Raw genomic sequence first — 22,580 nt, forward strand, 5'->3', positions numbered from 1 at the left:
ACCATGCCTGCGACCCGTATCTGGTTGAAAAACCCGCTTGCCATCTTTACCGCCAACACCCTCGACGCCCGTGGCGGCCTGGTGCTCGAAGGCGGCATCATCCGCGAAGTCCTCGGCCTCGGCCAAACCCCCGCCACACCTTGCCAGCAGACCTTCGATGCCCGTGAGCACGTGGTACTGCCAGGCCTGATCAACACCCATCACCACTTCTACCAGACCCTTACCCGTGCCTGGGCTCCGGTGGTCAACCAGCCGCTGTTCCCCTGGCTCAAGACGCTGTACCCGGTGTGGGCCCGGCTCACACCGGCCAAGCTGGAGCTGGCGACCCAGGTAGCCCTGGCCGAACTGCTGCTGTCGGGCTGCACCACCGCTGCCGACCACCACTACCTGTTCCCCGACGGCCTGGAAAACGCCATCGACGTTCAAGTGGAGAGTGTGCGCAAACTCGGCATGCGCGCCATGCTCACCCGCGGTTCCATGAGCCTGGGTGAAGCCGATGGTGGCCTGCCACCGCAGCAGACGGTGCAGCAGGGCGAGGTGATCCTGGCCGACAGCCAACGACTTATCCACAGTTACCACGAGCGTGACGCGGGCGCGCAGATCCAGATCGCCCTGGCCCCCTGCTCACCGTTCTCGGTCACGCCCGAAATCATGCGCGCCAGCGCGACCCTGGCCCAAGAGCTGGACGTGCGCCTGCACACGCACCTGGCCGAAACCCTCGACGAGGAGGGCTTCTGCCTGCAGCGCTTTGGCCTGCGTACCGTCGACTATCTGGACAGTGTCGGCTGGCTCGGCCCGCGCACCTGGCTGGCCCACGGCATCCACTTCAACCCCGACGAGATTGCCCGCCTGGGCGCTGCCGGCACCGGCATCTGCCATTGCCCCAGCTCCAACATGCGCCTGGCATCGGGCATCTGCCCCACCGTGGAACTGACCGACGCGGGTGCGCCAGTGGGCCTGGGTGTGGATGGCTCGGCCTCCAACGATGCGTCCAACATGATCCTCGAAACCCGCCAAGCCCTGTACCTGCAGCGCCTGCGCTACGGTGCCGAGGCCATTACCCCCGAGCGCGTGCTGGGCTGGGCCACACGAGGTTCGGCGCAACTGCTTGGGCGCAACGACATCGGCGAGCTGGCCGTGGGCAAGCAGGCCGACCTGGCCCTGTTCAAGCTGGATGAACTGCGTTTTTCCGGCAGCCATGATCCGCTCTCGGCCCTGCTGCTGTGCGGTGCCGACCGGGCCGACCGGGTGATGGTCGGCGGCCGGTGGCGAGTGATCGATGGCCAGATCGAAGGGCTGGACGTGAAGGGCCTGATCGCCGATCACCGCCAGGCCGCCGCGCAACTGATCGCCGGCTAGGCAGCTACAGGCCCAGCAGCGCCAGCATGATGAACGTGGCGAACAGCACGAAGTGGGTCATGCCCTCGATCGCGTTGGTTTCGCCATCGTTCAGGTTGATGGCGCTGACGATCAGCGTGATGAAGATCATCACCGTCTGTACCGGGGTCATGGCCATCTGGAACGGCTGACCGGTGTACAGGGCCATGGCCTCCATCAGCGGCACGGTGAGGATCACCGTCGACAGCGAGGCTCCCAGGGCGATATTGACCACCGATTGCATGCGGTTGGCCAGCGCCGCGCGCAATGCGGTGAGAATCTCCGGCGCGGCAGAGATGGCCGCCACCACGATTGCCGTCAGTACCGGCGGTGCTCCGCTGCCCTCCAGGCCATAGTCCAGGGTCTTGGACATGACTTCGGCCAGCAGGCCGATCACCACCACCCCCGAAATCAGAATCGCGATCGATCGCGCCTTGTGGCCGCCCGGCGTCCCTGCCACCGGGTCGCGGCGTTTCTTCTGCGGGTAGCTGTAGCTGAAAAAGTAGCTGTGCGGCCCCACCTGCATGCGCAGAAACAGCGTATACAGCACCACCATCGCGCCGATGGTGAAGGCCGAATACAGATGCCACTGGGCTTCGGGGATGAACTCGGGCACCACCATCGACACGCCCATCGCGGTCATGATCATCACGCTGTAGGTGCGTGCCGAATCGTCGTTGTAGCTCTGCTCGCCGTGCTTGAGCCCGCCCATCAACGCGGCCAGGCCCAGGATCCCGTTGATATCGAGCATCACCGCCGAGTAGATGGTGTCGCGCACCAGCGTCGGCGAGGCCTCATTGCTCATCATGATGGCCAGGATCACCACCTCCACCAAGACCGCCGAGAGGGTCAGGATCATGGTGCCGTAGGGGTCGCCGACCTTTTCCGCCAGCAGCTCGGCATGCTGTGCAACCCGCATAGAGGCGCACACGATCGCCCCCACCAGCGCGAACCCGGCCAACAACGCCACGCCATGGCCGTGCCCCAGCAACAACGGCTCCAATGGCCAGGCCAGCAGGGCGGTCACCACGGCCAGCAGCAAGAGCTTTTCCTGGGTCAGTAGCTTGAGCATCGGCGGCCTTGAACAGAAGGGGTTTGGCTAGAGACTGTAGCTGCTGTGGAAGGTTTCCTGCTGCCGGACCATCCGGCCAGGTTTCGCGCCGCCCCTCGTCAACCGCTGTAGAATGGCGCGCAACCGCACCTTGATGAGAACACGCTATGTACGACTGGCTTAACGCGCTGCCCAAGGCAGAATTGCACCTGCACCTGGAGGGATCGCTCGAGCCCGAACTGCTGTTCGCTCTGGCCGAACGCAATGGCATCGCCCTGCCCTGGAACGATGTGGAGGCCCTGCGCGCGGCCTATGCGTTCAACAACCTGCAGGAGTTCCTCGACCTGTACTACCAGGGCGCCGACGTGCTGCGCACCGAGCAGGACTTCTACGATCTTACCTGGGCCTACCTGCTGCGCTGCAAGGCACAGAACGTGATCCACACCGAACCGTTCTTCGACCCCCAGACCCATACCGACCGGGGCATCCCGTTCGAGGTGGTACTGGCCGGCATCAGCGCAGCCCTCAAGGATGGCCAGCGCAAGCTGGGCATCAGCAGTGGCCTGATCCTGAGCTTCCTGCGCCACCTGAGCGAAGACGAGGCCCACGCCACCCTCGATCAGGCCCTGCCCTTTCGCGATGCCTTCATCGCCGTGGGGCTGGACAGCTCGGAGCAAGGCCACCCGCCCAGCAAGTTCCAGCGCGTGTTCGACCGCGCCCGTAGCGAAGGCTTCCTGACCGTCGCGCACGCCGGCGAGGAAGGCCCGCCCGAGTACATCTGGGAAGCCCTGGACCTGCTCAAGATCCAGCGTATCGACCACGGCGTGCGCGCCATCGAGGACGAGCGCCTGATGCAGCGCATCATCGACGAACAGATCCCGCTGACCGTCTGCCCTCTGTCCAACACCAAGCTGTGCGTGTTCGACCACATGCGCGAACACAACATCCTCGAGATGCTCGAACGTGGCGTGAAGGTCACGGTGAACTCGGACGACCCAGCCTATTTCGGTGGCTACGTGACCGAGAACTTCCATGCCCTGCATACCCACCTCGGCATGACCCAGGACCAGGCCAGGCGTCTGGCGCAGAACAGCCTGGATGCGCGCCTGCTCAAGCCCTGACCTCTGCGCGGGCAGGTCGACCCATCATCGGTGGGTCGGCCTTGCCCGCCATCTGCGGCTACTCCCCCACCGCCAACGGCATGGGCGACTGGGCAATCAGCGGGATTTCACGCAACCCGGCGGGGGTGACGTGCAAGGCGCGCGAGTCACCGTTCATGCGCACCCAGCCCGACTGCACGAAAAGCCTGAGCAGGCTGCTGCCCAGGGCCCCGCCCAGGTGCGGGCGCTGCTCGCTCCACTCGCTGCAGCAACTGCACGCGCTGCAGGCTCTGCCCTCGCGCAGTGCCAATGCCTCGACGAAGATGCCAAAGTCGGCAAAGTGCAGGCGCCCCAGCGAGCTGACCTCCAACTGGCGGTCGCAGAGCTCCAGCCACTTGGCTTCCTGCAAGCGCTGGTAAAGGTCGGCCGCCAGCTCACCGCCCAGGTGGTCACGGCACAAGCGTGCGCGGCGCATCGCCAGCGGGATCCCCGGCGCCTCCCGGCTGACACGCACGCCCTGACGAAAATGCTCGCGCACCGGCACACTGGCCAGCGCCTCCACAGCGGCGCCCACCTCCGGGGCTGCCAGCCGAAAATACCGTTTGCGCCCGCGCGCCTCTATCTTCAGCAGCCCCCCTGCCAGCAGGCGCCCAAGGTGAGCGCAGGTGGAAGAAGGTGTCAGGCCGGTCATCCTGGCCAACTCGTCGGAGGGGCGGGCCAGACCGTCGATCAAGGCCCACAGCATGGCGCTGCGCTTGGGGTCAGCCAGCAGGCTGGCGATCACACTGATACTTGCTACAGGTTTCATATCTGCACTCCCTGCGGATTCCGAAGACGTAACTTGCCCGCCCCTGCAATGGAAACGTCTCTTGCTGGTAACGACTGCGGGGGCAAGTATATGCCGGCCTGTAAGCACTTAAACGGCCTCTATCTCCGGCAAAATTGCCCGTTTTGGGCAACCATGTGGCCTTCTGCAAAGGTCACTTTCGGGTGACGGGCCTTCCGCCCCTGGCACCACAGCCGCATGGGGGCGGCTTTCCCTGCAGAGCGAGGGTTGCGCTCAAGGGCCGATGAGCGCGCAACACCCTACATCCAAGGTAAACAAGTCATTCAACCTAAAATGAAATGTATGACCCTGATCCAGCGCCCGACAGGCGGCCCTGCCTAGCCGGTCATCGCCAGCAGCGGCTCCAGCAGGTGCCGGCATCTGGCCTTGAGTTCGTCGCGCAGCAACTGCACCGGCTTGCCGAGCTGCGCCCGGTGGGTGCACAGCAGATTCAGCGGCGCAGCTTCACCCCGCACCCCGGGCAGCAGCACTTCGAGGCGCCCGGCCTTCACATCGGCTGCCACATCCAGCCAGGACTTGTAGGCAATGCCCACACCTGCCACGGCCCAGCGCCGTACCACGTCGGCGTCGTCGCAAAAGCGGTCGCCACGCACCAGCACCGTCTGTGTCGCGGCCCCGTCACTGAAGCGCCACTGGTCATGCACACGACCACCCAACTGGTACAGCAGGCAGTTGTGCTCGGCCAGCTGTGCAACCGTCGCCGGTTGGCCATGGCGCGCCAGATAATCAGGTGCGGCGCACAGCACCCGGCGGTTGTCGGGGCACAGGGGCAACGCCACCAGGCTCGAGTCTTCGGGGGTGCCGTAGCGCAGCGCCACATCCACCGGCTGGCGAAACAGGTCGGCATTGCGATCGCCCAGCAGCAGGCGCACGTTCAGCAACGGGTGCGCCTGCTGCAACTGGTCCAACCAGGGCAACAGCACATTGCGTCCGAAATCCGACGGTGCCGACAACTGCAGCACGCCGCTCACCTCGGCCTGGCCCTGAGCCAACGCCCGCCGTCCCTCCTCGAGGCTGGCCAAGGCTACCCGGGCGTGGTTGAGGAACCCCTCGCCTTCAGCGGTCAGGCGCAGACTGCGCGTCGAACGGGCCAGCAGGCGCACCTTCAATTGCGCCTCAAGGCGCTTGAGCGCTGCGCTCGCCACTGCCGGCGAAAGGTCCAGCTGGCGCGCAGCGGCCGACAGGCTGCCCAGTTCCGCGGCGCGCACGAACAGTTGCAGATCATCGGTACGCAGCACTTGTCGGCCTCATTATCAAAAAAAAATTGAAAGTATCTGCCGTTTTATCGGGTTTTAACCCCAAGTGAAAGCACTGATGATGGCGGCACTCCCCCCCCTCAAGGACCTCTTCATGAAAGCCATTGCCTACTATCAATCGTTGCCGATTGCCGACCCCGCCGCGCTGCAGGACATCGAGCTGCCCGCCCCGCAGCCTGGCCCGCGCGACCTGCTGGTGCAGGTGCACGCCATCTCGGTCAACCCGGTCGACACCAAGGTGCGCCAGAACGTGCAGCCCGAGGCCGGCGTGGCCAAGGTGCTGGGGTGGGACGTTGCCGGTGTGGTCAAGGCGGTGGGCAGCGAGGTCAGCCTGTTCCAGCCTGGCGACAAGGTCTACTACGCAGGCTCCATCGCCCGCGCCGGGGGCAACAGCGAGCTGCACGTGGTCGACGAGCGCATCGTCGGGCACATGCCCCGAACCCTGGGTTTCGCCGAAGCCGCCGCATTGCCGCTGACCGCCATTACCGCCTGGGAGCTGCTGTTCGAACGCCTGCAGATCGCCGAAGGCAAGGCCGACCTGGGCCAGAGCCTGCTGATCGTCGGTGGCGCCGGCGGCGTCGGTTCGATCCTGACTCAACTGGCCAGCCAACTGACCGGGCTCAAGGTCATCGCCAGCGCTTCACGCCCCGAAACCCAGGCCTGGGTAAGGGAACTGGGCGCCGATGTGGTAGTCGATCACCGTCAGCCCCTGGCCCAGGCCCTGAAGGCGCAGGGTATCGATAGCGTTACCCACGTTGCCAGCCTCACCCAGACCGACCAGCACCTGGATCAGCTGGTCGAGGCACTCGCCCCGCAGGGCAAGCTGGCGCTGATCGACGACCCCAAGCAGTTGGACGTGACCAAGCTCAAGCGCAAGAGCCTGTCGCTGCACTGGGAATTCATGTACACCCGCTCGCTGTTCGAAACCGCCGACATGCAGGCGCAGCACACGCTGCTCAACCGCGTGGCCGAGCTGATCGACGCAGGCACCCTCAAGACCACCCTGGGCGAGCATTTCGGCCCGATCAACGCAGCCAACCTGCGCCGGGCCCACGCGCTGCTCGAAAGCGGTGCAGCCAAGGGCAAGATCGTGCTGGAAGGGTTCTGAGCCCCTCCGGGCCCCGGCATGACCGTCAGTCAGTACACTGACGCCGGTCATGCCGGGGCCCGGTCGCGGCGCTACAATGCTGCTGCATTTACCCAACCACACAGGTAGGCAGCGATGAAGATTATCGTCAGTGCATCAGCCCGCAAACCCGGGTGCCCGTGGCAGGTTCAGCTCGACCAGCATGTGGTCAGCTTTCGCAGCGAGGCCGAGGCTCGCGCCTTTGTCGACACCCTGCAACAACGCTTGCGGGCCCCGCACCCGCTCAAGCAGGTCGGCTGAGCTGCAGGCGTCGGGTCAACATAGCCACGCCCACCGCCGCCGCACCGCACAGGCTGATGACCAGCGCCATCGGCAGCGCGCTGCCGTCATGCAGCACTCCCACCAGGGCAGCCGCACCCGCCGCCACGCTGAACTGCACGCACCCCAGCAACGCCGAGGCACTGCCGGCGCGGGCACCCTGCCCGCTCATGGCGCAGGCCGAGGCGTTGGGGATGATGCAGCCAAGGCTGGCAATGCACACGAACAGCGGCACCAGCAACGGCCACAGCGCCTGCGTATGCAGCGCGCTGATTCCCAGCAGCACCAGCCCGGCCGCCAGGTATACCCACACCGTGCGGGCCAGCAAAAAGGCAGGCCCACGCTTGGCCAGCAATCGCGCATTCACCTGCGCCACCAGGATGAAGCCCGCCGCATTGCTGCCGAACAGCCAGCCGTAATGTTCGGCCGGTACGCCATAAAGCTTGATGAACACGAAGGGCGACCCGGCGATATAGGCGAACATGCCGGCAATCGCGATGCCGCCGGTCAGTGCATGCCCCATGAACACGCGGTCCTTGAGCAGGCGCCCGTATTGGCGCAACGCCCCCGACAGCGGCTGGCGTGGTTGGTTGGAAGGCAGGCTCTCCGGCAGGCCCAGGGCAACGGCCAGCGTACAGCCGGCGCTGAACAGGGTGAGCACGAGGAAGATCGACTGCCAGCCATACAGGTTGACCAGCACCCCGCCCAGCATCGGGGCAAGGATCGGCGCCAGGCCCATCACCAGCATCAGTTGCGAGAACACCTTGGCCGAAGCCACTGCATCACACTTGTCGCTGACGATGGCCCGCGACAGCACCATGCCTGCGCAACCACCCAGGGCCTGTACAAAACGCGCGGCGATCAGGGCGTCCAGGCTCGGTGCAAAGGCACAGGCCAGCGACGCCAGGGTAAACAGGGTCACCCCGACCAGCAGCGGAATGCGTCGACCGAAGCGGTCGGCCACCGGGCCATAGGCCAGCTGCCCCAGCGACAGGCCCAGGAAATAGGCCGCCAGGGTGGTCTGGATGTGTTTTTCGTCGGTCGCAAAGGCCAGGGCCATTGCCGGGAAGCCGGGCAAGTAGAAATCGATCGCCAACGGCCCGAACGCACTGAGTGCGCCGAGGATCAGGATGGTGCGCAGGTTCATCGGGAATCCATAGCAGGCTAAGCAAGTGCCTTAGTCTAACCGGGCTGCCATGGATAAGCCGCGAATCTTTTGCCGAATTCGCTGGCACGTGCGCCCCTTGTTGGAGCCGGCCTTGCCGGGGATCGAGCGCGCAGCGCTCGCACACCGGAATGCACAGTGCAGCAGACACACCGCCCATGCAGGGTCGGTAGCCGCTTCGCGCCGGTTCGCCAGCAAGGCTGGCTCCTACAGGCGAAGCGGCTACCGGCTTGTTCAGGCCACAAGCTCGGCCTTGTAACCCTCATCGACAATCGCCTGCACGATCTGCGGCGCCTGCAGCGAACTGTCGACGCGCACCTGCTTGCTGGCCAGGTCCACCTCTACGATGGCCTGTGCATCCTGGCTCTGTACCGCACGGGTCACGGCCTTCACACAGTGGCCACAGGTCATGCCTTGAACAGTGAATACTTGCATGGGAACTACCTCCTTGGGATTTGAGCGCAGTCTCAAGCTTGCCATCGGGGCAAGGTCAAGTGCATGCCGAACTGGAAATCCGCGCCAAGCTCGGCCAAGCTGCGCCCTTGTCGAACGATCAGCAGGAGATTCATTCATGGGCAGGGCAGCATTGGGCCTTATCGGTTTGCTCGGGTTGTGCAGCATCGTGCCCCTGGCCAGCGCCGAAGGGCCGTCGGACTACAGCGTGTTGATCATTTCCCGCGAGCGTCTGGAGGTCGCCACGTCCTGCGAGATCGGCATCTATCTCAACGACCAGCTGTCGGCGCGACTGTTCCAGGAACACTCCACCTCGTTCAACCTGCCGGGCGGCCCGGTGAACGTGCGCCTGCGCCTGCTTCCCGGGCAGGCACCGGGTTGCAACAACGGCATCGAGAACCAGCGCAGCACGCGAATCAACGTACTGGCGGGCCAGGTCAACAAGTACCGCATCGTCATGGACAACAATGGCCTCAGCCTGAAGAAGGCCGCTCTGGGCTATTGACCTTGCCAATGGGGTAAGGTTGATGCTTGGCGCCTGTCCAAGGAGGAGAGCCCCATGTCCGCATCAACCACCTTCGATCTGCCGATTCAAGGCATGACCTGCGCCAGCTGCGCCGGTCGTGTCGAGCGCGCCCTGCGCAAAGTCGCCGGCGCCGAACACGTCAGCGTCAACCTCGCCACCGAACACGCCCGGGTGCAAGCCCCGGCCGACGCCCTGCCGGCACTGGTCGACGCCGTCAGCCAGGCCGGTTACAGCGTGCCCGCCCAGAGCCTCGAACTGCAGATTGGCGGCATGACCTGCGCCAGCTGTGCCGGGCGCGTGGAGCGGGCCTTGAACAAGGTGCCCGGCGTACAGCGGGTCAGCGTCAACCTGGCCAACGAGCGCGCGCACATCGAGCTGCTGGGGCAGGTCGACAGCGCGCTACTGATCGACGCGGTGACCCAGGCAGGTTACACGGCCAGCCTGCCGCAAGCGGGCAAGGCCGACCAGGCCGACGCCGAGCGACGCCTGCGCAAGGAGCGCTGGTCGGTCGGCCTGGCCATACTGCTGGCCCTGCCACTGGTGCTGCCGATGCTGCTGCAGCCCTTCGGCATCCACTGGATGCTGCCGGCCTGGGCACAGTTCGTACTGGCCACCCCCGTGCAGTTCATCCTGGGCGCACGCTTCTATGTCGCGGCCTGGAAGGCGGTACGCGCCGGGGCCGGCAACATGGACCTGCTGGTAGCCCTGGGCACCAGCGCCGGTTACGGCCTGAGCCTGTACGAATGGGCGCGGGCCACCGCAGGCAGCATGCCGCACCTGTATTTCGAAGCCTCGGCGGTGGTCATCGCCCTGGTGCTGCTGGGCAAGTACCTGGAAAGCCGCGCCAAGCGCCAGACCGCCAGTGCCATCCGCGCCCTCGAAGCCCTGCGCCCTGAGCGCGCCCTGCAGGTGATCGACGGCCAGGAGCGCGACGTACCCATCAGCGCCCTGCGCCTGCATGACCTGGTGCGCGTGCTGCCTGGCGAACGCTTCCCGGTGGACGGTGAGGTGATCGAGGGCCAGAGCCATGCCGACGAAGCCCTGATCAGCGGCGAAAGCCTGCCCGTGCCCAAGCAGCCGGGCGACCGCGTGACCGGCGGCGCCATCAACGGCGAAGGCCGCCTGCTGGTAAGTGTGCTGGCTCTGGGTACTGAAACCGTGCTGGCGCGCATCATCCGCCTGGTCGAAGACGCCCAGGCCGCCAAGGCCCCCATCCAGAAACTGGTCGACCGGGTCAGCCAGGTGTTCGTGCCAGCCGTGCTGGTGCTGGCCCTGGCAACCCTGGTCGGCTGGTGGCTGGCCGGCGCGCCAATCGAAACCGCGCTGATCAATGCCGTGGCCGTGCTGGTCATCGCCTGCCCCTGTGCCCTGGGCCTGGCCACACCCACCGCGATCATGGCCGGTACCGGCGTGGCCGCGCGCCACGGCATCCTGATCAAGGACGCCGAAGCGCTGGAGCGTGCCCATGCAGTCAACCGCGTGGTGTTCGACAAGACCGGCACCCTCACTTCCGGCAGCCCGCGCATCGTTCACAGCAAGGCCCAGGGCATCGAGGCAGGCGAACTGCTGCAACTGGCCGGCGCCCTGCAACGCGGCAGCGAACACCCGCTGGCCAAGGCGGTACTGGATGCCTGCCAGGAGCAGGGCCTGACCGTACCCGACATCGACGACAGCCAATCGCTGACCGGCCGCGGCATCGCCGGCCACCTCAATGGCCGCGACCTGGCCCTGGGCAACCGTCGCCTGCTGGAAGAAAGCGGCCTGCAACCGGGTGAACTCGCCACCAGCGCCCAGGCCTGGGAGGCCGAGGGGCGCACCTTGTCGTGGCTGATCGAGCGCGGTGCGCAACCACGGGTGCTGGGCCTGTTCGCCTTCGGCGACAGCCTCAAACCTGGCGCAGACGCCGCCGTACGCCAGCTGAGCCAACAGGGCATCAGCAGCCACCTGCTGACCGGCGACAACCGCGGTAGCGCCAAGGTGGTGGCCCAGGCCCTTGGCATCAATGACGTATACGCCGAGGTGCTGCCGGCCGACAAGGCCGCCACTGTTCTCGAACTGAAGAAATCGGGTGTGGTAGCGATGGTGGGTGATGGAATCAACGACGCGCCGGCCCTGGCCGCCGCCGACATCGGCATCGCCATGGGTGGCGGCACCGATGTGGCCATGCAGGCCGCCGGCATCACCCTGATGCGCGGCGACCCGCGCCTGGTACCAGCCGCCCTGGAGATCAGCCGCAAGACCTACGCCAAGATCCGCCAGAACCTGTTCTGGGCCTTCATCTATAACCTGATCGGTATTCCGCTGGCGGCCTTCGGCCTGCTCAACCCGGTGCTGGCCGGTGCGGCCATGGCCCTGTCGAGCGTCAGCGTGGTCAGCAACGCCTTGCTGCTCAAAACCTGGAAACCGCAAACGCCGCCACAGGACGATGCCCCATGAACATCGGACAAGCCGCCAAACGTACCGGCCTGAGCGCCAAGATGATCCGCTACTACGAGTCCATCGGCCTGCTCAAGCCGGCCTCGCGCAGCGACAGTGGCTACCGCCTCTACCAGCAGGACGACCTGCACGCGCTGGCATTCATCAAGCGCTCGCGAGACCTGGGGTTTTCATTGGAGGAAGTGGCCAAACTGCTGACCTTGTGGCAGGACCGCCAGCGCGCCAGCGCCGATGTGAAAGCCCTGGCCAACGAGCATATAGCCGACCTGAACCGGCGCATCGACGAACTGGTGAGCCTGCGCGATACGCTGAGCGAGCTGGTCGCCCACTGCCAGGGGGACGATCGCCCCGACTGCCCGATCCTCAAGGACCTGGCAGCCGGCAGCTGCTGTCACTAGCGCGTTACTGCATCCACGGCGGTGGCGGTTCCTCGGCCTTGGCCGGGCCGTTCTCCGCCTCGGCGCGTGCAGCCTGCCGGCGCGCCTCGTCCAGGCGTGCCGCTTCGATCTCGCGCATCACCCCGTCGACATCGGCGCTGTGCTCGTCCTCCGCGAACTGCCCGCTCAGCGGGCTTTCCGGAGTCAGCTCGCCGGCCTCGTACAACGCCCACATTTCCTTGGCGTAGCGGGTGGCCTTGAGCTCCGGGGCAAACTGGCCGAAGTACCCGGCCATGTTCCCCACATCGCGCTCGAGCATGCTGAACGCATGGTTGTTGCCGGCCGCATCCACCGCCTGGGGCAGGTCGATGATCACCGGGCCGTCAGGGCCGAGCAGCACGTTGAATTCCGACAGGTCGCCATGCACCAGGCCGGTGCACAGCATCAGCACGATCTGGCGGATCACGAAGTCGTGGTACTCGCGGGCCTGATCGGCCTCCAGGTGCACGTCGTTCAGGCGTGGCGCCGCATCGCCATGGGCATCGGACACCAGCTCCATCAACAGCACGCCATCGAGAAAATCGAACGGCTTGGGTACCCGCACGCCGGCACTGGCCAGGCGAAACAGGGCTGCCACCTCGGCATTCTGCCAGGCCTCCTCGGCCTCTTTGCGCCCATACTTGGAGCCCTTGGCCATGGCCCGCGCCTGGCGGCTGTTGCGCACCTTGCGGCCCTCCTGGTATTCGGCGGCCTGACGGAAGCTGCGCTTGTTGGCCTCTTTGTAGACCTTGGCGCAGCGCAGCTCGGTACCGCACCGCACCACGTACACCGCGGCTTCCTTGCCACTCATCAGGGGTCGGATGACTTCATCGACCAGCCCGTCTTCTATCAGTGGTTCTATGCGTTTTGGAGTCTTCATCGGCTTTTGTTCTGGGTCCTGTTTTGCCAAACACACGGGTATCACGGGTTGCCGGCCATCGTCTCACAGCCATGAGCCAGATGCGCGCTCACGATACAACAAGGCCCTCAAAGGAAGTGGACCCGATAATGTCCAAATAATTTAATCCCGCCTGCACCGAGTGCCTCGTGGCTTCCCGAACATGGCAGACACTCACTGCCTGAACAGTTCCCCCGGCGTCGCCCCGAACAAGCCCTTGAACGCCACGATGAACGCCGACGTCGACTCATAGCCGCAACCCAGCGCCGCCTGGGTCACGCTCTGCCCCTGCTCCAGCGCCTGCAGCGACGACAGCAGGCGCATGCGCTGGCGCCAGCCGCGAAAGCTCAGCCCGGTCTCGCGCTGAAACAACCGCATCAGGGTCTTCTGCGAACGCCCCAGGCGCTCGGCCCAGTAGGCCAGGCCGGCGTCCCGCTCCGGGTGCGCCAGCAATGCATTGCACACCTCGAGCAGGCGCGGGTGCTGCGGTAGCGGCAACGAAAAGCCCACCTCCGGCAGCCCCTGCAACTGCTCCAGCAGCACCTGCACCAGATGTGCCTCGGGGCTCTCGCCTTCGGCGTAATCCACCGGGAACAGGCAGAACTGCTTGATCAGCTCACGGGCCAGCGGCGTCACCTCCAGCACCCGGCAGCGCGGCCCGGCCCACGCCGCATCGGCCTGACGCACATACAGGCTGCGCATTTCGGCACGAGTCGAGGTAATCACCTCATGCTCCACCCCGGCCGGTATCCACACGCCCCACTGCGGCGGTGCAAAAAAACTGCCCTCGGCGGTGTACACCCCCAGCACCCCGCTGATCGCATAGGAAAACTGTATCCAGTCGTGTCGATGACGCGGCGTCCACGAGCCGGCCCCCAGGCTTTCGGCACGCGCATACAGTGGCCGCGGCAGGGCATCGAGCAGCGGGATTGGGCGTGGCAGCAGATTTTGTCCGTTACTCGGCATCGCTTGGCCTTGTGTCGCGAGACGGAAGAATGGCCACAGGTTAGCCTGCCGCTTCGTTATTACAAGATGATTCGCAGGCCCGCCTATGCAAGCTCACCTCAAGCGCGTGGTAACCGACTGGTTCCTGTGCGGCATGTTTCTCGCCACCTTCCTCGCCTGGCTGTTCCCGCACTTCGGTGCCAGCGGCGGCTCGATGCACGCCGAATACGTGATCAACATCGGCGTTTTCGTGGTGTTCTTCCTGCACGGCATCAACCTGTCCAGCGAACAGATCCGCCATGGCCTGAAGAACTGGCGCCTGCACCTGATGGTGCAGGGCTTCACCTTCGTGGTGTTCCCGCTGCTGTGGTGGCTGGGCAACAGCGTGCTGGGCAGCCATGTGCCGGCGCTGCTGATGCTGGGCTTCCTGTACCTGTGCGCCCTGCCCTCGACCATCTCCTCGTCGGTGGCGCTGACCGGCAGCGCCGGCGGCAACGTACCCGCCGCGATCCTCAACGCCAGCCTGTCCAGCGTGCTGGGCATCTTCCTGACCCCGTGGCTGGTGAGCCTGGTGGTGGGCAACGGCAGCGATGGCATCGACCTGGGCGCCACCCTGCTCGACCTGTGCGCCATGCTCCTGCTGCCGCTGGTGCTGGGGCAGTTGCTGCGCCCGTGGCTGGGCCGCTTCTTTGCCCGCCACAAGCGCTACACCAACGTGATGGACAAGGTGGTGATCCTGCTACTGGTGTACGCGGCGTTCTGCAACTCGATGATCTCGGGGCTGTGGCAGCAGCAGGGTGGCTCGGTACTGCTCACCGCCGTTCTGGGCAGCGCCTTGCTGCTGGCGCTGATCCTGTGGCTGACCACCCGCAGCGCGCGGCTGCTCAGGTTCAGCCCGGCCGACGAGATCGCCGCAGTGTTCTGCGCCAGCAAGAAATCCCTGGCCGCCGGCGCACCGATGGCCGCATTGATCTTCGGCGCCCATCCCGGGCTGGGGCTGATTCTGCTGCCGATCATGATCTATCACCCGCTGCAGTTGATCGTGTGCTCGATCATGGCCGAACACTACGCCAACCGCCCGGCGCCCCTGGCCAAGGAGGCGCCGCTGGTCAGCGCTCGATGATCGCGGTCACGCCCTGCCCGCCCGCGGCGCAGATCGAAATCAGCCCGCGGCCCTGGCCGGCCTCGTCCAGCAGCTTGGCCAGGTTGGCCAGAATGCGCCCGCCGGTGGCGGCGAACGGGTGCCCTGCAGCCAGCGAACTGCCCTTGACGTTGAGCCTGTCGCGGTCGATGGCGCCCAACGGCTCGCTCAGGCCCAGCCGGCTCTGGCAGTAGTCGGCGTCTTCCCAGGCCTTCAGCGTGCACAGCACCTGGGCGGCGAAGGCTTCGTGGATCTCGTAGAAGTCGAAGTCCTGCAGGGTCAGGCCGTTGCGCTCCAGCAGTCGAGGTACCGCATAGGCCGGCGCCATCAGCAGCCCCTCCTGGCCTTTGACGAAATCCACCGCAGCATTCTGACCATCGAGAAAATACGCCTTGATCGGCAGCCCGCGCTCGCGCGCCCACTCTTCGCTGGCCAGCAGTACCACCGAAGCGCCATCGGTCAGTGGCGTGGAGTTGCCCGCCGTCAGCGTGCCCTTGGCGCTGCGCTCGAACACCGGCTTGAGGCTGGCAAGTTTCTCCAGGGTCAGGTCCGGGCGCAGGTTGTGATCGCGGGTCAGGCCCAGGAAGGGCGTGAGCAGGTCATCCTGCCAGCCTTCGGCAAACGCCCGGGCCAGGTTCTGGTGGCTGCGCAAGGCCAGCTCGTCCTGCTCGGCACGGCCTATTTGCCAGGTCTGCGCCATCAGCTCGCAGTGCTCGCCCATCGACAGCCCGGTACGCGGCTCGCCATTGCGCGGCAGCTCGGGCTTGAGGTGCCAGGGCCTCAGTTGCAGGAACACCTTGAGCTTGTCGCCCGTGGTCTTGGCCCGATTGGCCTGCAGCAGCAACTTGCGCAGCCCCTCGTTGACCGCAATCGGCGCATCGGAGGTGGTGTCCACGCCGCCGGCAATGCCGCTGTCGATCTGCCCCAGGGCGATCTTGTTGGCCACCATCAGCGCGGTTTCCAGCCCCGTGGCGCAGGCCTGCTGCAGGTCATAGGCCGGGGTCTGCGGCGACAGCCGCGAGCCCAGCACGCATTCGCGGGTCAGGTTCATGTCGCGCGAGTGCTTGAGCACCGCGCCCGCCGCCACTTCGCCCAGTTGCAGGCCATGCAGGCCGAAACGCTCCACCAGCCCTTCGATTGCCGCTGTCAGCATCGCCTGGTTGCTGGCCGTGGCGTAGGGCCCGTTGGAGCGGGCGAACGGGATTCGATTGCCGCCGATGATCGCGACCCGACGTAAAGCGCGCATGCACAGACTTCCTTATTCCGAGACGGGATAGACCCGCTATAGCGTAGGTGTTTTTTCGCCAGTCGAACGACCGAAGGCGAAACATGGTCCACACTTTGGTGCTTAATTTCCGGGAGACGTTCACATGAGCGACCGCTATATCGACTTCGCCAACTCTTCATTCGGTCGGCGCGTGGCCGGTGCCGTCGGCCTGCCCACCCCCGCCCGCCTGGAGCGCTGGGAAGCCGGCAGGCTGCGCCCGGTCGAAGGCGCCCTGCTGCTCGGCGGCGGGCCGCTGGTGACGAACGTGGCCGCCTTTGCCAGGCGCCTGACCGACGAGGTCTACAGCTATGCCGATGAAAGCCTCGAACTGCCGGCCTGGGTCGCGGGCCTGGGGCCCAAGCTCAAGGCCGTGGTGTTCGACGCCAGCCACCTGAGCGACAGCGACCAGCTCAAGCAACTGCGCGAGTTCTTCCAGCCGCTGCTGCGCAGCCTGGCTGCCAGTGCGCACATCGTGATCCTGGGGCGCGCGCCCGAATCGCTGGACGACCCGCTGGCCAGCGTGGCGCAGCGGGCCCTGGAAGGTTTCAGCCGTTCGCTGGCCAAGGAACTGCGCAACGGCGCCACCCTGCAACTGCTGTATGTGGACCCGGCCGCGCAGGACCAGCTCGAAGGCGCGCTGCGCTTCTTCCTCTCGCCCAAGAGCGCCTTCATCAGCGGCCAGGTGCTGCGCCTGACCGCCTGCGCCACCCAGGTACAGGACTGGTCGCGCCCGCTGGCTGGGCGCAGGGCGCTGGTCACCGGTGCGGCCCGCGGCATCGGCGCCGCCATCGCCGAAACCCTGGCCCGTGACGGCGCCGAGGTGGTGCTGCTCGACGTGCCCCAGGCCAAGGCCGACCTCGACGCCCTGGCCGCGCGCCTGGGTGGGCGCAGCGTGGCGCTGGACATCTGCGCCAGCGATGCATCGGCGCACCTGCTCGAAGCGCTCCCCGAGGGCATCGACATCGTCGTGCACAACGCCGGCATCACCCGCGACAAGACCCTGGCCAACATGACCCCCGAGTACTGGGACGCCGTGCTCGCGGTCAACCTCAAGGCCCCCCAGGTGCTGACCCAGGCGCTGCTCGACGGCGGCGCGCTGCACGACAACGCACGCATCGTGCTGCTGGCCTCGATCAGCGGTATCGCCGGCAACCGCGGGCAGGCCAACTATGCCGCCAGCAAGGCCGGCCTGATCGGCCTGGCCCAGGCCTGGGCGCCGCTGCTGGCCAAGCGGGGTGCCAGCATCAATGCCGTGGCCCCCGGCTTCATCGAAACACGCATGACGGCGGCAATCCCCTTCGCCCTGCGCGAAGCCGGGCGACGCATGAGCTCCCTGGGCCAGGGCGGCCTGCCGCAGGACGTTGCCGAAGCCGTGGCCTGGCTGGGACAGCCCGGCAGTGGCGCGGTCAACGGCCAGGTGCTGCGCGTATGCGGCCAGGCCGTGATGGGGGCATGAGCATGGACCGACACTGGCACGATCTGCACCGCACGCAAGGGCTGAGCGGGCTGTACCTGAAGGCTGCGCGCAAGCGCAGCATCACCGGCGACAGCCTGCCCGCCAGCGGCCTGCACTGCGCCATCGGCGTGAATCCACAGCGCCTGCAGGCCTACCGCAAGCTCTGCCACTTCGGCGACGACAGCCACCTGCCGCCGACCTTCCCCCACGTGATGGCGTTCGCCCTGCAACTGCAACTGCTGACCGCCGACGACTTCCCATTCCCGCTGCTGGGCCTGGTGCACCTGAACAACCGCATCCGCGTGGTGCGCCCGCTGGGTGGCATCGGCACGCTGCGCTTCAGCGTGTTCGTCGACAACCTGCAGCCCCACGCCAAGGGCGCGACCTTCGACCTGATGACCGAAGCCGAAGACAGCCTGGGGCTGCTCTGGCACGAGCGCAGCCGCATGCTGTGTCGCGGCGTCAAGCTCGAAGGCGAGCCACCCGCCGTCGACACCCCTGAACCGCTGCCTCTGGGCGAGCTGACCCGCTGGTATGCCGACAGCGACATCGGCCGGCGCTACGCCAAGGTCTGCGGCGACTACAACCCCATCCACCTGAGTGCGCTCAGCGCTCGCCTGTTCGGGTTTCCCCAGGCCATCGCCCATGGCATGTGGAGCAAGGCCATGGCGCTGGCCGCGCTGCGCGGGCACCTGCCGCTCAGCGGCTACGAGGTGGATGTGGCCTTTCACAAGCCCGTGCGCCTGCCCAGCGAAGTGGTGCTGGAGGGCAGCGCAGTCGCACCCGACGGCCAGTTCCGCCTGGTAGGCCACGGCGACCTGGTGCACATGACCGGCAGTTGGCACACGCTGCACGAATCTTCTAGACCTGCCTGACGGACCGGGCGATAACGGTTTTCTTTGCCGGTAGCACACGATGAACAGCAACTGGATAGACCTGCGCCAGGAGCCCGATACCGGCATCGAGACCCTGCGCGCGCATTTTCGCGGGCATGCCTATGATCCGCACTGGCACGACAGCTACCTGGTGGGCGTGACCGAACAGGGCGTCCAGCAGTTCACCTGTCGCCGCGCCCGCCACCAGAGCACACCGGGCAAGGTGTTTCTGCTCGAACCCGGCGAGTTGCACGACGGCGATGCGCCCAGCCCCGAGGGCTTCACCTACCGCATGCTCTACCTCGACCCGCAATGGCTGGAGCGCGAGCTGCGCGGCTTCACCGAGCATGCCCCGCCCGCCAGCCAACCCGGTTTTGCCCACACCCTGGCCAGCGACCCGCGCCTGGCAGCGGCCACCGCGTGCGCCTTCCAGTCGCTGCACGAACCGGAGTTGCGCATGGTGCGCCAGGCGGCACTGGACCAGTTGCTGGAGCACCTGAGCGGGCATCTGCAATGGCGCCGCCGGCTCGACCCCGACCCGCGCCTGCCGCTGGTGGCGCAGCGGGCACGCGACTACCTGCATGCACACCTGCACCACGACATCGGCCTCGAGCAACTGGCCGCAGCGTGCAACATCGACCGCTTTCGTCTGAGCCGCGCCTTCAAGGCCGCGTTCGGCCTGGCGCCCCACGCCTACCTGGTGCAACTGCGCCTGGCCCATGCACGCCGGCTGCTGGCGGCAGGGTCGAGCCCGGCACAGGTGGCGCCAGCGCTGGGCTTTGCCGACCAGAGCCACCTGGGGCGCTGGTTCCTGCGCGCCTATGGCATGACCCCGGCACAGTACCGCAGGCGCTGCACAAAGCTTCCAGACTGACGCGCGCCAACACGCGAGCATGCAAGCCCCTCTACCAAGGAGCCTGCCCATGCTGGCCTTCATGCTGTTTGCCTTCGTTGCGTCCATCACCCCCGGGCCGACCAATTTCCTGGTACTGAGCAACAGCGCCAGCCATGGCCTGCGCGCTGCATTGCCAATCATCCTGGGGGCCGGTGCAGGGGCCGCGCTGATCGTCTGGCTGGTGGGCAGTGGCATGGGCGAGGCACTGTTCCGGGCCCCGGCAGTGCAGCCGCTGCTCAACGGGCTGGGCGTGGCCTGGCTGACCTGGCTGGCCTGGAAGATCTTTCGCAGCCCAGTGCAGGTGCAGCAATCGGGCGCGACGTCGGCCAGGCTCGGCCTGTGGGGCGCGGCGGCGTTGCAGGTGATCAACCCCAAGACGTGGATGATGGCGCTGGCGGTGGCCAGCGTGTTCATCGATGCCGCAGCCAGCGACCGCCTGCTGCAGGTGACGCACCTGAGCCTGGTGTTCTTCGTGATCGCGCTGCCGTGCCTGGGTGGCTGGGCCTTGCTCGGCAGCGGGGCGCGGCGCCTGAGCGGTTCGCCGGTGGTGCTGCGCCGGGTCAATCAGGGGCTGGCGCTGCTGTTGCTGGTGTCGGCCTGGGCCAGCCTCTGGCAGTAAGGCCCCATGCACCTGACACAGGGCTTGCAGGAGCCGGCGTTGCCGGCGAACAGGCCAGCACAATCCCCTGAAAAACCCGCCGACCCGCGCTAAGCTACGCCGCACGAGGAGAGCCCCCACCCATGAACCTGCAAGAACTCACCACCCGCCTGCACACCATCCGCGACAACAACGACTGGCGCGGCTTCCACAGCCCCAAGAACCTGGCCATGGCCGCCAGCGTGGAAATGGCCGAGCTGGTGGAGATCTTCCAGTGGCTCAGCGAGGACCAGTCGCGCCAGCTGTCCCCCGAGCAGCTCGAACACGCCGGCCAGGAAGTCGGCGACGTGGTGCTCTACCTGTTGCTGCTGTGCAGCGAACTGGGCCTGGACATGGACCAGGTGGTGCGCAGCAAGCTGGCCGACAGCGAACGGCGCTTCGCCCGATGAAAGACCGCCACTTCGACGCACTGGCGACCCGCTTCGCCGAAAAGATCTACGGCGGCGCCAAGGGCGCCATCCGCCTCGCGGTGCTCCAGGCCGACCTCGCCGAAGCACTGCCCGACCGCCCCCTGCGCGTGCTCGACATCGGCGCGGGCCTGGGCCACATGGCCCTGTGGCTGGCCGAGCGTGGCCACCAGGTGACCCTGGCCGAACCCGCCGCGCCGATGCTCGAGGGCGCCCGCGAACGCTTCGCCGCCGCCGGCCAGCCAGCCACTTTCATCCAGGCGCCCTGGCAGGAACTGCTTGGCCAGCTCACCGAACCCTACGACCTGGTGCTGTGCCACGCCGTGCTCGAATGGCTGGCCGAACCCGAGACCATCCTGCCGGTGCTGCACCAGCTCACCCGCACCGACGGCCTGCTGTCGCTGGCCTTCTACAACCGCGACGCACTGGTGTATCGCAACCTGCTCAAGGGCCATTTCCGCAAACTGCGCGGGGCCAGCCTGGCCGGTGAAAAGCAGAGCCTGACCCCGCAAAAACCACTTGATCCGCGCGAACTCCGGGCGCACCTTGAAGGTCTGTGGGATATACACAGCGAGAGCGGTGTACGGGTGTTCCACGACTACATGCCCGTCGAGTTCCAGGCCAAGGCAGAACTGCTCGACCTGCTCGAAATGGAACTGGCGCACCGCCGCCACCCGGCCTTTGCCGGCCTGGGCCGCTACCTGCACTGGATGTGCCACCCACGCTGAGTACCGAGCCGTGTCTGCCGGGAGACTGCCATGCCGTACCGTTTGATCCTGGGCCTGCTGTGCCTGGCCCTGGCCGCCTGCCAGGGCAGCAACCCGTATGTGGCCAGCTCCCGACCGCTGCCGCCGGCCCCGCCCCAGGCGGCCACCACCTTCGACGCCAGCGCCTACCCGGCACCAGCCCGTGACTATGGCCGTTACCGCAGCTGGTCATGGCGCAACGGCCAGCTCCCGGCCGGCAGCGCCTCCAGCGACCCGGCCGAGCTTGCCGACGCAGTCAGCGCCGCCCTCGACCAGCGCGGCCTGCGGCCTGCGCGCAACACCCGCAGCGACCTGCTGGTCAGTGCCGACCTGCGCATGGAACGGCGCCTGCGCCAGGTACGCGACGATTACTACCCCTATGACAACTACGGCTACGGGGGCATCGGCTACAACCGCTACGGTGGCTATCGCAACGGCTATGGTGTGTATGGCAGCGTGCCGATCATACGCACCTACCAGGTCGACGTGATGGTGGTACGCCTGGACCTGTTCGATGCCGGCAGCGGCCAGCCGGTCTGGAGCGCCAGCGCAGAAACCACCGGCCAGGGCTCACCGAGCGAGCGCGCCCGCGCCCTGCGCGATGCCGTGCACAAGGCCCTGGATGGCTACCCCCCAAGCTGAAGGCAACCGGAGAATCATCATGCTGCGCCGTCTCGCTCTACTTCCCCTGTTGGCCCTGCTGGCGCTGCTCGGCGCCTGCCAGAGCAACAACGTCACCCAGGACTTCGATGCCAGCCGCGACTTTGCGGCCTACCGCAGCTGGAGCTGGCAGGAGCCGGCCCTGCAATATCGCCCGGACGACCCGCGAATCAAGAGCGACCTCACCGAGCAGCGCATCCGCCAGGCCGTCAGCGAACAGCTCGACCAGCGTGGCCTGCGCCCGGCCCAGGGCAACGCCAGGGGTGACCTCAAGGTGCAGACCTACCTGATCGTCGAAAACCGCCAGCAGCAGATCACCACCAACTACGGCGGTGCCTGGGGCGGTTACTGGGGTGGTTACTGGGGCGGCCCGGCCTACAACGAGACCCGCAGCGTCGACTACAAGGTCGCCACCATCCAGGTCGACCTGTTCGACAGCCGCGACGGCAAGCTGGTATGGCGCGGCAGCGCCGAGCAGATCATGAACAACTACCCGCCCGGCCCCACCGAGCGCAACACCGCGATCCAGAATACCGTGGCCAAGGTACTGGCCAACTACCCGCCCCACTGAGCCGGCGATGGCCGGTCGCCACCTCAAGG

The 22,580-nt window shown here is 66.6% G+C and carries 24 protein-coding genes; 16 read left to right on the forward strand and 8 right to left on the reverse strand.

Going from position 1 to position 22,580, the window contains the following annotated elements; translation table 11 throughout:
- Nucleotides 1-3: 3 nt before the first annotated feature.
- A complete protein-coding gene (locus tag ACPRTJ_RS07040) occupies nucleotides 4-1,359 on the forward strand; it encodes an 8-oxoguanine deaminase (RefSeq protein WP_426428463.1) in 1,356 nt (451 codons plus the stop codon).
- Nucleotides 1,360-1,363: 4 nt separating this feature from the next.
- On the opposite strand, the gene ACPRTJ_RS07045 is transcribed toward ACPRTJ_RS07040, so the two are convergent.
- Nucleotides 1,364-2,449, reverse strand: a complete 1,086-nt coding sequence (locus tag ACPRTJ_RS07045; protein WP_043860963.1) for a calcium:proton antiporter — start codon at nucleotides 2,447-2,449, stop codon at nucleotides 1,364-1,366.
- Between the two features lie 146 nt (nucleotides 2,450-2,595).
- Here ACPRTJ_RS07045 and ACPRTJ_RS07050 point away from each other — a divergent pair, with 146 nt between their 5' ends.
- Complete coding sequence (locus ACPRTJ_RS07050; protein WP_054916632.1) at nucleotides 2,596-3,549, forward strand: adenosine deaminase; 954 nt, start codon at nucleotides 2,596-2,598, stop codon at nucleotides 3,547-3,549.
- Between the two features lie 58 nt (nucleotides 3,550-3,607).
- Here the strand turns inward: ACPRTJ_RS07050 and ACPRTJ_RS07055 are convergent, their stop codons facing one another.
- Both ACPRTJ_RS07055 and ACPRTJ_RS07060 read right to left on the reverse strand, forming a co-directional pair.
- Complete coding sequence (locus tag ACPRTJ_RS07055; RefSeq protein WP_043860961.1) at nucleotides 3,608-4,336, reverse strand: ArsR/SmtB family transcription factor; 729 nt, start codon at nucleotides 4,334-4,336, stop codon at nucleotides 3,608-3,610.
- A gap of 356 nt (nucleotides 4,337-4,692) precedes the next feature.
- Entirely contained in the window at nucleotides 4,693-5,613 is a 921-nt protein-coding gene (locus tag ACPRTJ_RS07060) for a LysR family transcriptional regulator (RefSeq protein ID WP_043860960.1), read from the reverse strand.
- 112 nt (nucleotides 5,614-5,725) lie between these two features.
- Between ACPRTJ_RS07060 and ACPRTJ_RS07065 the strand changes: the two genes are divergently transcribed.
- Together ACPRTJ_RS07065 and ACPRTJ_RS07070 are read left to right on the forward strand one after the other, a co-directional pair.
- Nucleotides 5,726-6,739, forward strand: coding sequence for a zinc-binding alcohol dehydrogenase family protein (locus ACPRTJ_RS07065; RefSeq protein WP_043860959.1), 1,014 nt, complete (start codon nucleotides 5,726-5,728; stop codon nucleotides 6,737-6,739).
- A gap of 114 nt (nucleotides 6,740-6,853) precedes the next feature.
- Nucleotides 6,854-7,018: a sensor domain-containing protein gene (locus tag ACPRTJ_RS07070; RefSeq protein ID WP_116052671.1), complete on the forward strand. Its 165-nt coding sequence runs from the start codon at nucleotides 6,854-6,856 to the stop codon at nucleotides 7,016-7,018.
- On the opposite strand, the gene ACPRTJ_RS07075 is transcribed toward ACPRTJ_RS07070, so the two are convergent.
- Together ACPRTJ_RS07075 and ACPRTJ_RS07080 are read right to left on the reverse strand one after the other, a co-directional pair.
- On the reverse strand, nucleotides 7,002-8,183 hold the full coding sequence (locus ACPRTJ_RS07075; RefSeq protein WP_054916633.1) for a multidrug effflux MFS transporter: 1,182 nt from the start codon (nucleotides 8,181-8,183) through the stop codon (nucleotides 7,002-7,004). The two genes, ACPRTJ_RS07070 and ACPRTJ_RS07075, sit on opposite strands and share 17 nt — an antisense overlap.
- Before the next feature lie 252 nt (nucleotides 8,184-8,435).
- On the reverse strand, nucleotides 8,436-8,636 hold the full coding sequence (locus ACPRTJ_RS07080) for a heavy-metal-associated domain-containing protein (protein ID WP_043860957.1): 201 nt from the start codon (nucleotides 8,634-8,636) through the stop codon (nucleotides 8,436-8,438).
- Between the two features lie 136 nt (nucleotides 8,637-8,772).
- Between ACPRTJ_RS07080 and ACPRTJ_RS07085 the strand changes: the two genes are divergently transcribed.
- Genes ACPRTJ_RS07085 through cueR form a run of 3 tightly spaced genes read left to right on the forward strand, consistent with a single transcriptional unit; the run spans nucleotide 8,773 to nucleotide 12,014 of the window.
- Nucleotides 8,773-9,159: a hypothetical protein gene (locus ACPRTJ_RS07085; RefSeq protein WP_054916634.1), complete on the forward strand. Its 387-nt coding sequence runs from the start codon at nucleotides 8,773-8,775 to the stop codon at nucleotides 9,157-9,159.
- 54 nt (nucleotides 9,160-9,213) lie between these two features.
- The gene (locus ACPRTJ_RS07090) at nucleotides 9,214-11,616 is read left to right on the forward strand and encodes a heavy metal translocating P-type ATPase (protein ID WP_058540777.1); all 2,403 of its coding nucleotides are present in this window, start codon (nucleotides 9,214-9,216) and stop codon (nucleotides 11,614-11,616) included.
- Complete coding sequence (gene cueR / locus ACPRTJ_RS07095) at nucleotides 11,613-12,014, forward strand: Cu(I)-responsive transcriptional regulator (RefSeq protein WP_043860954.1); 402 nt, start codon at nucleotides 11,613-11,615, stop codon at nucleotides 12,012-12,014. Before ACPRTJ_RS07090 ends, cueR begins: the two co-directional genes overlap by 4 nt.
- Before the next feature lie 4 nt (nucleotides 12,015-12,018).
- Here cueR and ACPRTJ_RS07100 read toward each other — a convergent pair whose 3' ends face one another.
- Complete coding sequence (locus ACPRTJ_RS07100) at nucleotides 12,019-12,912, reverse strand: PA4780 family RIO1-like protein kinase (RefSeq protein ID WP_043860953.1); 894 nt, start codon at nucleotides 12,910-12,912, stop codon at nucleotides 12,019-12,021.
- 192 nt (nucleotides 12,913-13,104) lie between these two features.
- Nucleotides 13,105-13,896, reverse strand: a complete 792-nt coding sequence (locus ACPRTJ_RS07105; RefSeq protein WP_054916636.1) for an AraC family transcriptional regulator — start codon at nucleotides 13,894-13,896, stop codon at nucleotides 13,105-13,107.
- Between the two features lie 85 nt (nucleotides 13,897-13,981).
- Here ACPRTJ_RS07105 and ACPRTJ_RS07110 point away from each other — a divergent pair, with 85 nt between their 5' ends.
- A complete protein-coding gene (locus ACPRTJ_RS07110) occupies nucleotides 13,982-14,998 on the forward strand; it encodes a bile acid:sodium symporter family protein (RefSeq protein WP_043860951.1) in 1,017 nt (338 codons plus the stop codon).
- On the opposite strand, the gene ACPRTJ_RS07115 is transcribed toward ACPRTJ_RS07110, so the two are convergent.
- Nucleotides 14,985-16,262: an acetyl-CoA C-acetyltransferase gene (locus ACPRTJ_RS07115; protein WP_043860950.1), complete on the reverse strand. Its 1,278-nt coding sequence runs from the start codon at nucleotides 16,260-16,262 to the stop codon at nucleotides 14,985-14,987. The genes ACPRTJ_RS07110 and ACPRTJ_RS07115 overlap by 14 nt on opposite strands.
- A gap of 124 nt (nucleotides 16,263-16,386) precedes the next feature.
- Between ACPRTJ_RS07115 and ACPRTJ_RS07120 the strand changes: the two genes are divergently transcribed.
- From ACPRTJ_RS07120 to ACPRTJ_RS07155, 8 genes are all read left to right on the forward strand, one after another.
- Nucleotides 16,387-17,739, forward strand: a complete 1,353-nt coding sequence (locus ACPRTJ_RS07120) for a 3-oxoacyl-ACP reductase (RefSeq protein ID WP_196933181.1) — start codon at nucleotides 16,387-16,389, stop codon at nucleotides 17,737-17,739.
- A 2-nt stretch (nucleotides 17,740-17,741) separates the two neighbouring features.
- Entirely contained in the window at nucleotides 17,742-18,614 is an 873-nt protein-coding gene (locus tag ACPRTJ_RS07125) for a MaoC family dehydratase (protein ID WP_088514183.1), read from the forward strand.
- 40 nt (nucleotides 18,615-18,654) lie between these two features.
- Nucleotides 18,655-19,488, forward strand: coding sequence for an AraC family transcriptional regulator (locus ACPRTJ_RS07130; RefSeq protein WP_043860947.1), 834 nt, complete (start codon nucleotides 18,655-18,657; stop codon nucleotides 19,486-19,488).
- Between the two features lie 49 nt (nucleotides 19,489-19,537).
- Nucleotides 19,538-20,128, forward strand: coding sequence for a LysE family translocator (locus ACPRTJ_RS07135; protein ID WP_104572955.1), 591 nt, complete (start codon nucleotides 19,538-19,540; stop codon nucleotides 20,126-20,128).
- 122 nt (nucleotides 20,129-20,250) lie between these two features.
- Nucleotides 20,251-20,556, forward strand: a complete 306-nt coding sequence (locus ACPRTJ_RS07140) for a MazG-like family protein (protein WP_043860945.1) — start codon at nucleotides 20,251-20,253, stop codon at nucleotides 20,554-20,556.
- Entirely contained in the window at nucleotides 20,553-21,302 is a 750-nt protein-coding gene (locus tag ACPRTJ_RS07145; protein ID WP_100632880.1) for a methyltransferase domain-containing protein, read from the forward strand. Before ACPRTJ_RS07140 ends, ACPRTJ_RS07145 begins: the two co-directional genes overlap by 4 nt.
- 30 nt (nucleotides 21,303-21,332) lie before the next feature.
- A complete protein-coding gene (locus tag ACPRTJ_RS07150; RefSeq protein ID WP_426428470.1) occupies nucleotides 21,333-21,962 on the forward strand; it encodes a DUF4136 domain-containing protein in 630 nt (209 codons plus the stop codon).
- A gap of 19 nt (nucleotides 21,963-21,981) precedes the next feature.
- Nucleotides 21,982-22,551 carry a DUF4136 domain-containing protein gene (locus ACPRTJ_RS07155; RefSeq protein ID WP_043860942.1) on the forward strand — a complete coding sequence of 190 codons (570 nt, stop codon included), beginning with the start codon at nucleotides 21,982-21,984 and terminating at the stop codon, nucleotides 22,549-22,551.
- Nucleotides 22,552-22,580 lie beyond the last annotated feature (29 nt).

The organism is Pseudomonas palmensis, from assembly GCF_049942755.1.
Taxonomy (GTDB): domain Bacteria; phylum Pseudomonadota; class Gammaproteobacteria; order Pseudomonadales; family Pseudomonadaceae; genus Aquipseudomonas; species Aquipseudomonas palmensis.

Bases quoted from the DNA above. Each gene is read 5' to 3' on its own strand.
- ACPRTJ_RS07040 (WP_426428463.1), top strand. From the start codon at position 4: ATGCCTGCGACCCGTATCTGGTTGAAAAACCCGCTTGCCATCTTTACC.
- ACPRTJ_RS07045 (WP_043860963.1), bottom strand. From the start codon at position 2,449: ATGCTCAAGCTACTGACCCAGGAAAAGCTCTTGCTGCTGGCCGTGGTG.
- ACPRTJ_RS07050 (WP_054916632.1), top strand. From the start codon at position 2,596: ATGTACGACTGGCTTAACGCGCTGCCCAAGGCAGAATTGCACCTGCAC.
- ACPRTJ_RS07055 (WP_043860961.1), bottom strand. From the start codon at position 4,336: ATGAAACCTGTAGCAAGTATCAGTGTGATCGCCAGCCTGCTGGCTGAC.
- ACPRTJ_RS07065 (WP_043860959.1), top strand. From the start codon at position 5,726: ATGAAAGCCATTGCCTACTATCAATCGTTGCCGATTGCCGACCCCGCC.
- ACPRTJ_RS07070 (WP_116052671.1), top strand. From the start codon at position 6,854: ATGAAGATTATCGTCAGTGCATCAGCCCGCAAACCCGGGTGCCCGTGG.
- ACPRTJ_RS07075 (WP_054916633.1), bottom strand. From the start codon at position 8,183: ATGAACCTGCGCACCATCCTGATCCTCGGCGCACTCAGTGCGTTCGGG.
- ACPRTJ_RS07080 (WP_043860957.1), bottom strand. From the start codon at position 8,636: ATGCAAGTATTCACTGTTCAAGGCATGACCTGTGGCCACTGTGTGAAG.
- ACPRTJ_RS07085 (WP_054916634.1), top strand. From the start codon at position 8,773: ATGGGCAGGGCAGCATTGGGCCTTATCGGTTTGCTCGGGTTGTGCAGC.
- ACPRTJ_RS07090 (WP_058540777.1), top strand. From the start codon at position 9,214: ATGTCCGCATCAACCACCTTCGATCTGCCGATTCAAGGCATGACCTGC.
- cueR (WP_043860954.1), top strand. From the start codon at position 11,613: ATGAACATCGGACAAGCCGCCAAACGTACCGGCCTGAGCGCCAAGATG.
- ACPRTJ_RS07100 (WP_043860953.1), bottom strand. From the start codon at position 12,912: ATGAAGACTCCAAAACGCATAGAACCACTGATAGAAGACGGGCTGGTC.
- ACPRTJ_RS07105 (WP_054916636.1), bottom strand. From the start codon at position 13,896: ATGCCGAGTAACGGACAAAATCTGCTGCCACGCCCAATCCCGCTGCTC.
- ACPRTJ_RS07110 (WP_043860951.1), top strand. From the start codon at position 13,982: ATGCAAGCTCACCTCAAGCGCGTGGTAACCGACTGGTTCCTGTGCGGC.
- ACPRTJ_RS07115 (WP_043860950.1), bottom strand. From the start codon at position 16,262: ATGCGCGCTTTACGTCGGGTCGCGATCATCGGCGGCAATCGAATCCCG.
- ACPRTJ_RS07120 (WP_196933181.1), top strand. From the start codon at position 16,387: ATGAGCGACCGCTATATCGACTTCGCCAACTCTTCATTCGGTCGGCGC.
- ACPRTJ_RS07125 (WP_088514183.1), top strand. From the start codon at position 17,742: ATGGACCGACACTGGCACGATCTGCACCGCACGCAAGGGCTGAGCGGG.
- ACPRTJ_RS07130 (WP_043860947.1), top strand. From the start codon at position 18,655: ATGAACAGCAACTGGATAGACCTGCGCCAGGAGCCCGATACCGGCATC.
- ACPRTJ_RS07135 (WP_104572955.1), top strand. From the start codon at position 19,538: ATGCTGGCCTTCATGCTGTTTGCCTTCGTTGCGTCCATCACCCCCGGG.
- ACPRTJ_RS07140 (WP_043860945.1), top strand. From the start codon at position 20,251: ATGAACCTGCAAGAACTCACCACCCGCCTGCACACCATCCGCGACAAC.
- ACPRTJ_RS07145 (WP_100632880.1), top strand. From the start codon at position 20,553: ATGAAAGACCGCCACTTCGACGCACTGGCGACCCGCTTCGCCGAAAAG.
- ACPRTJ_RS07150 (WP_426428470.1), top strand. From the start codon at position 21,333: ATGCCGTACCGTTTGATCCTGGGCCTGCTGTGCCTGGCCCTGGCCGCC.
- ACPRTJ_RS07155 (WP_043860942.1), top strand. From the start codon at position 21,982: ATGCTGCGCCGTCTCGCTCTACTTCCCCTGTTGGCCCTGCTGGCGCTG.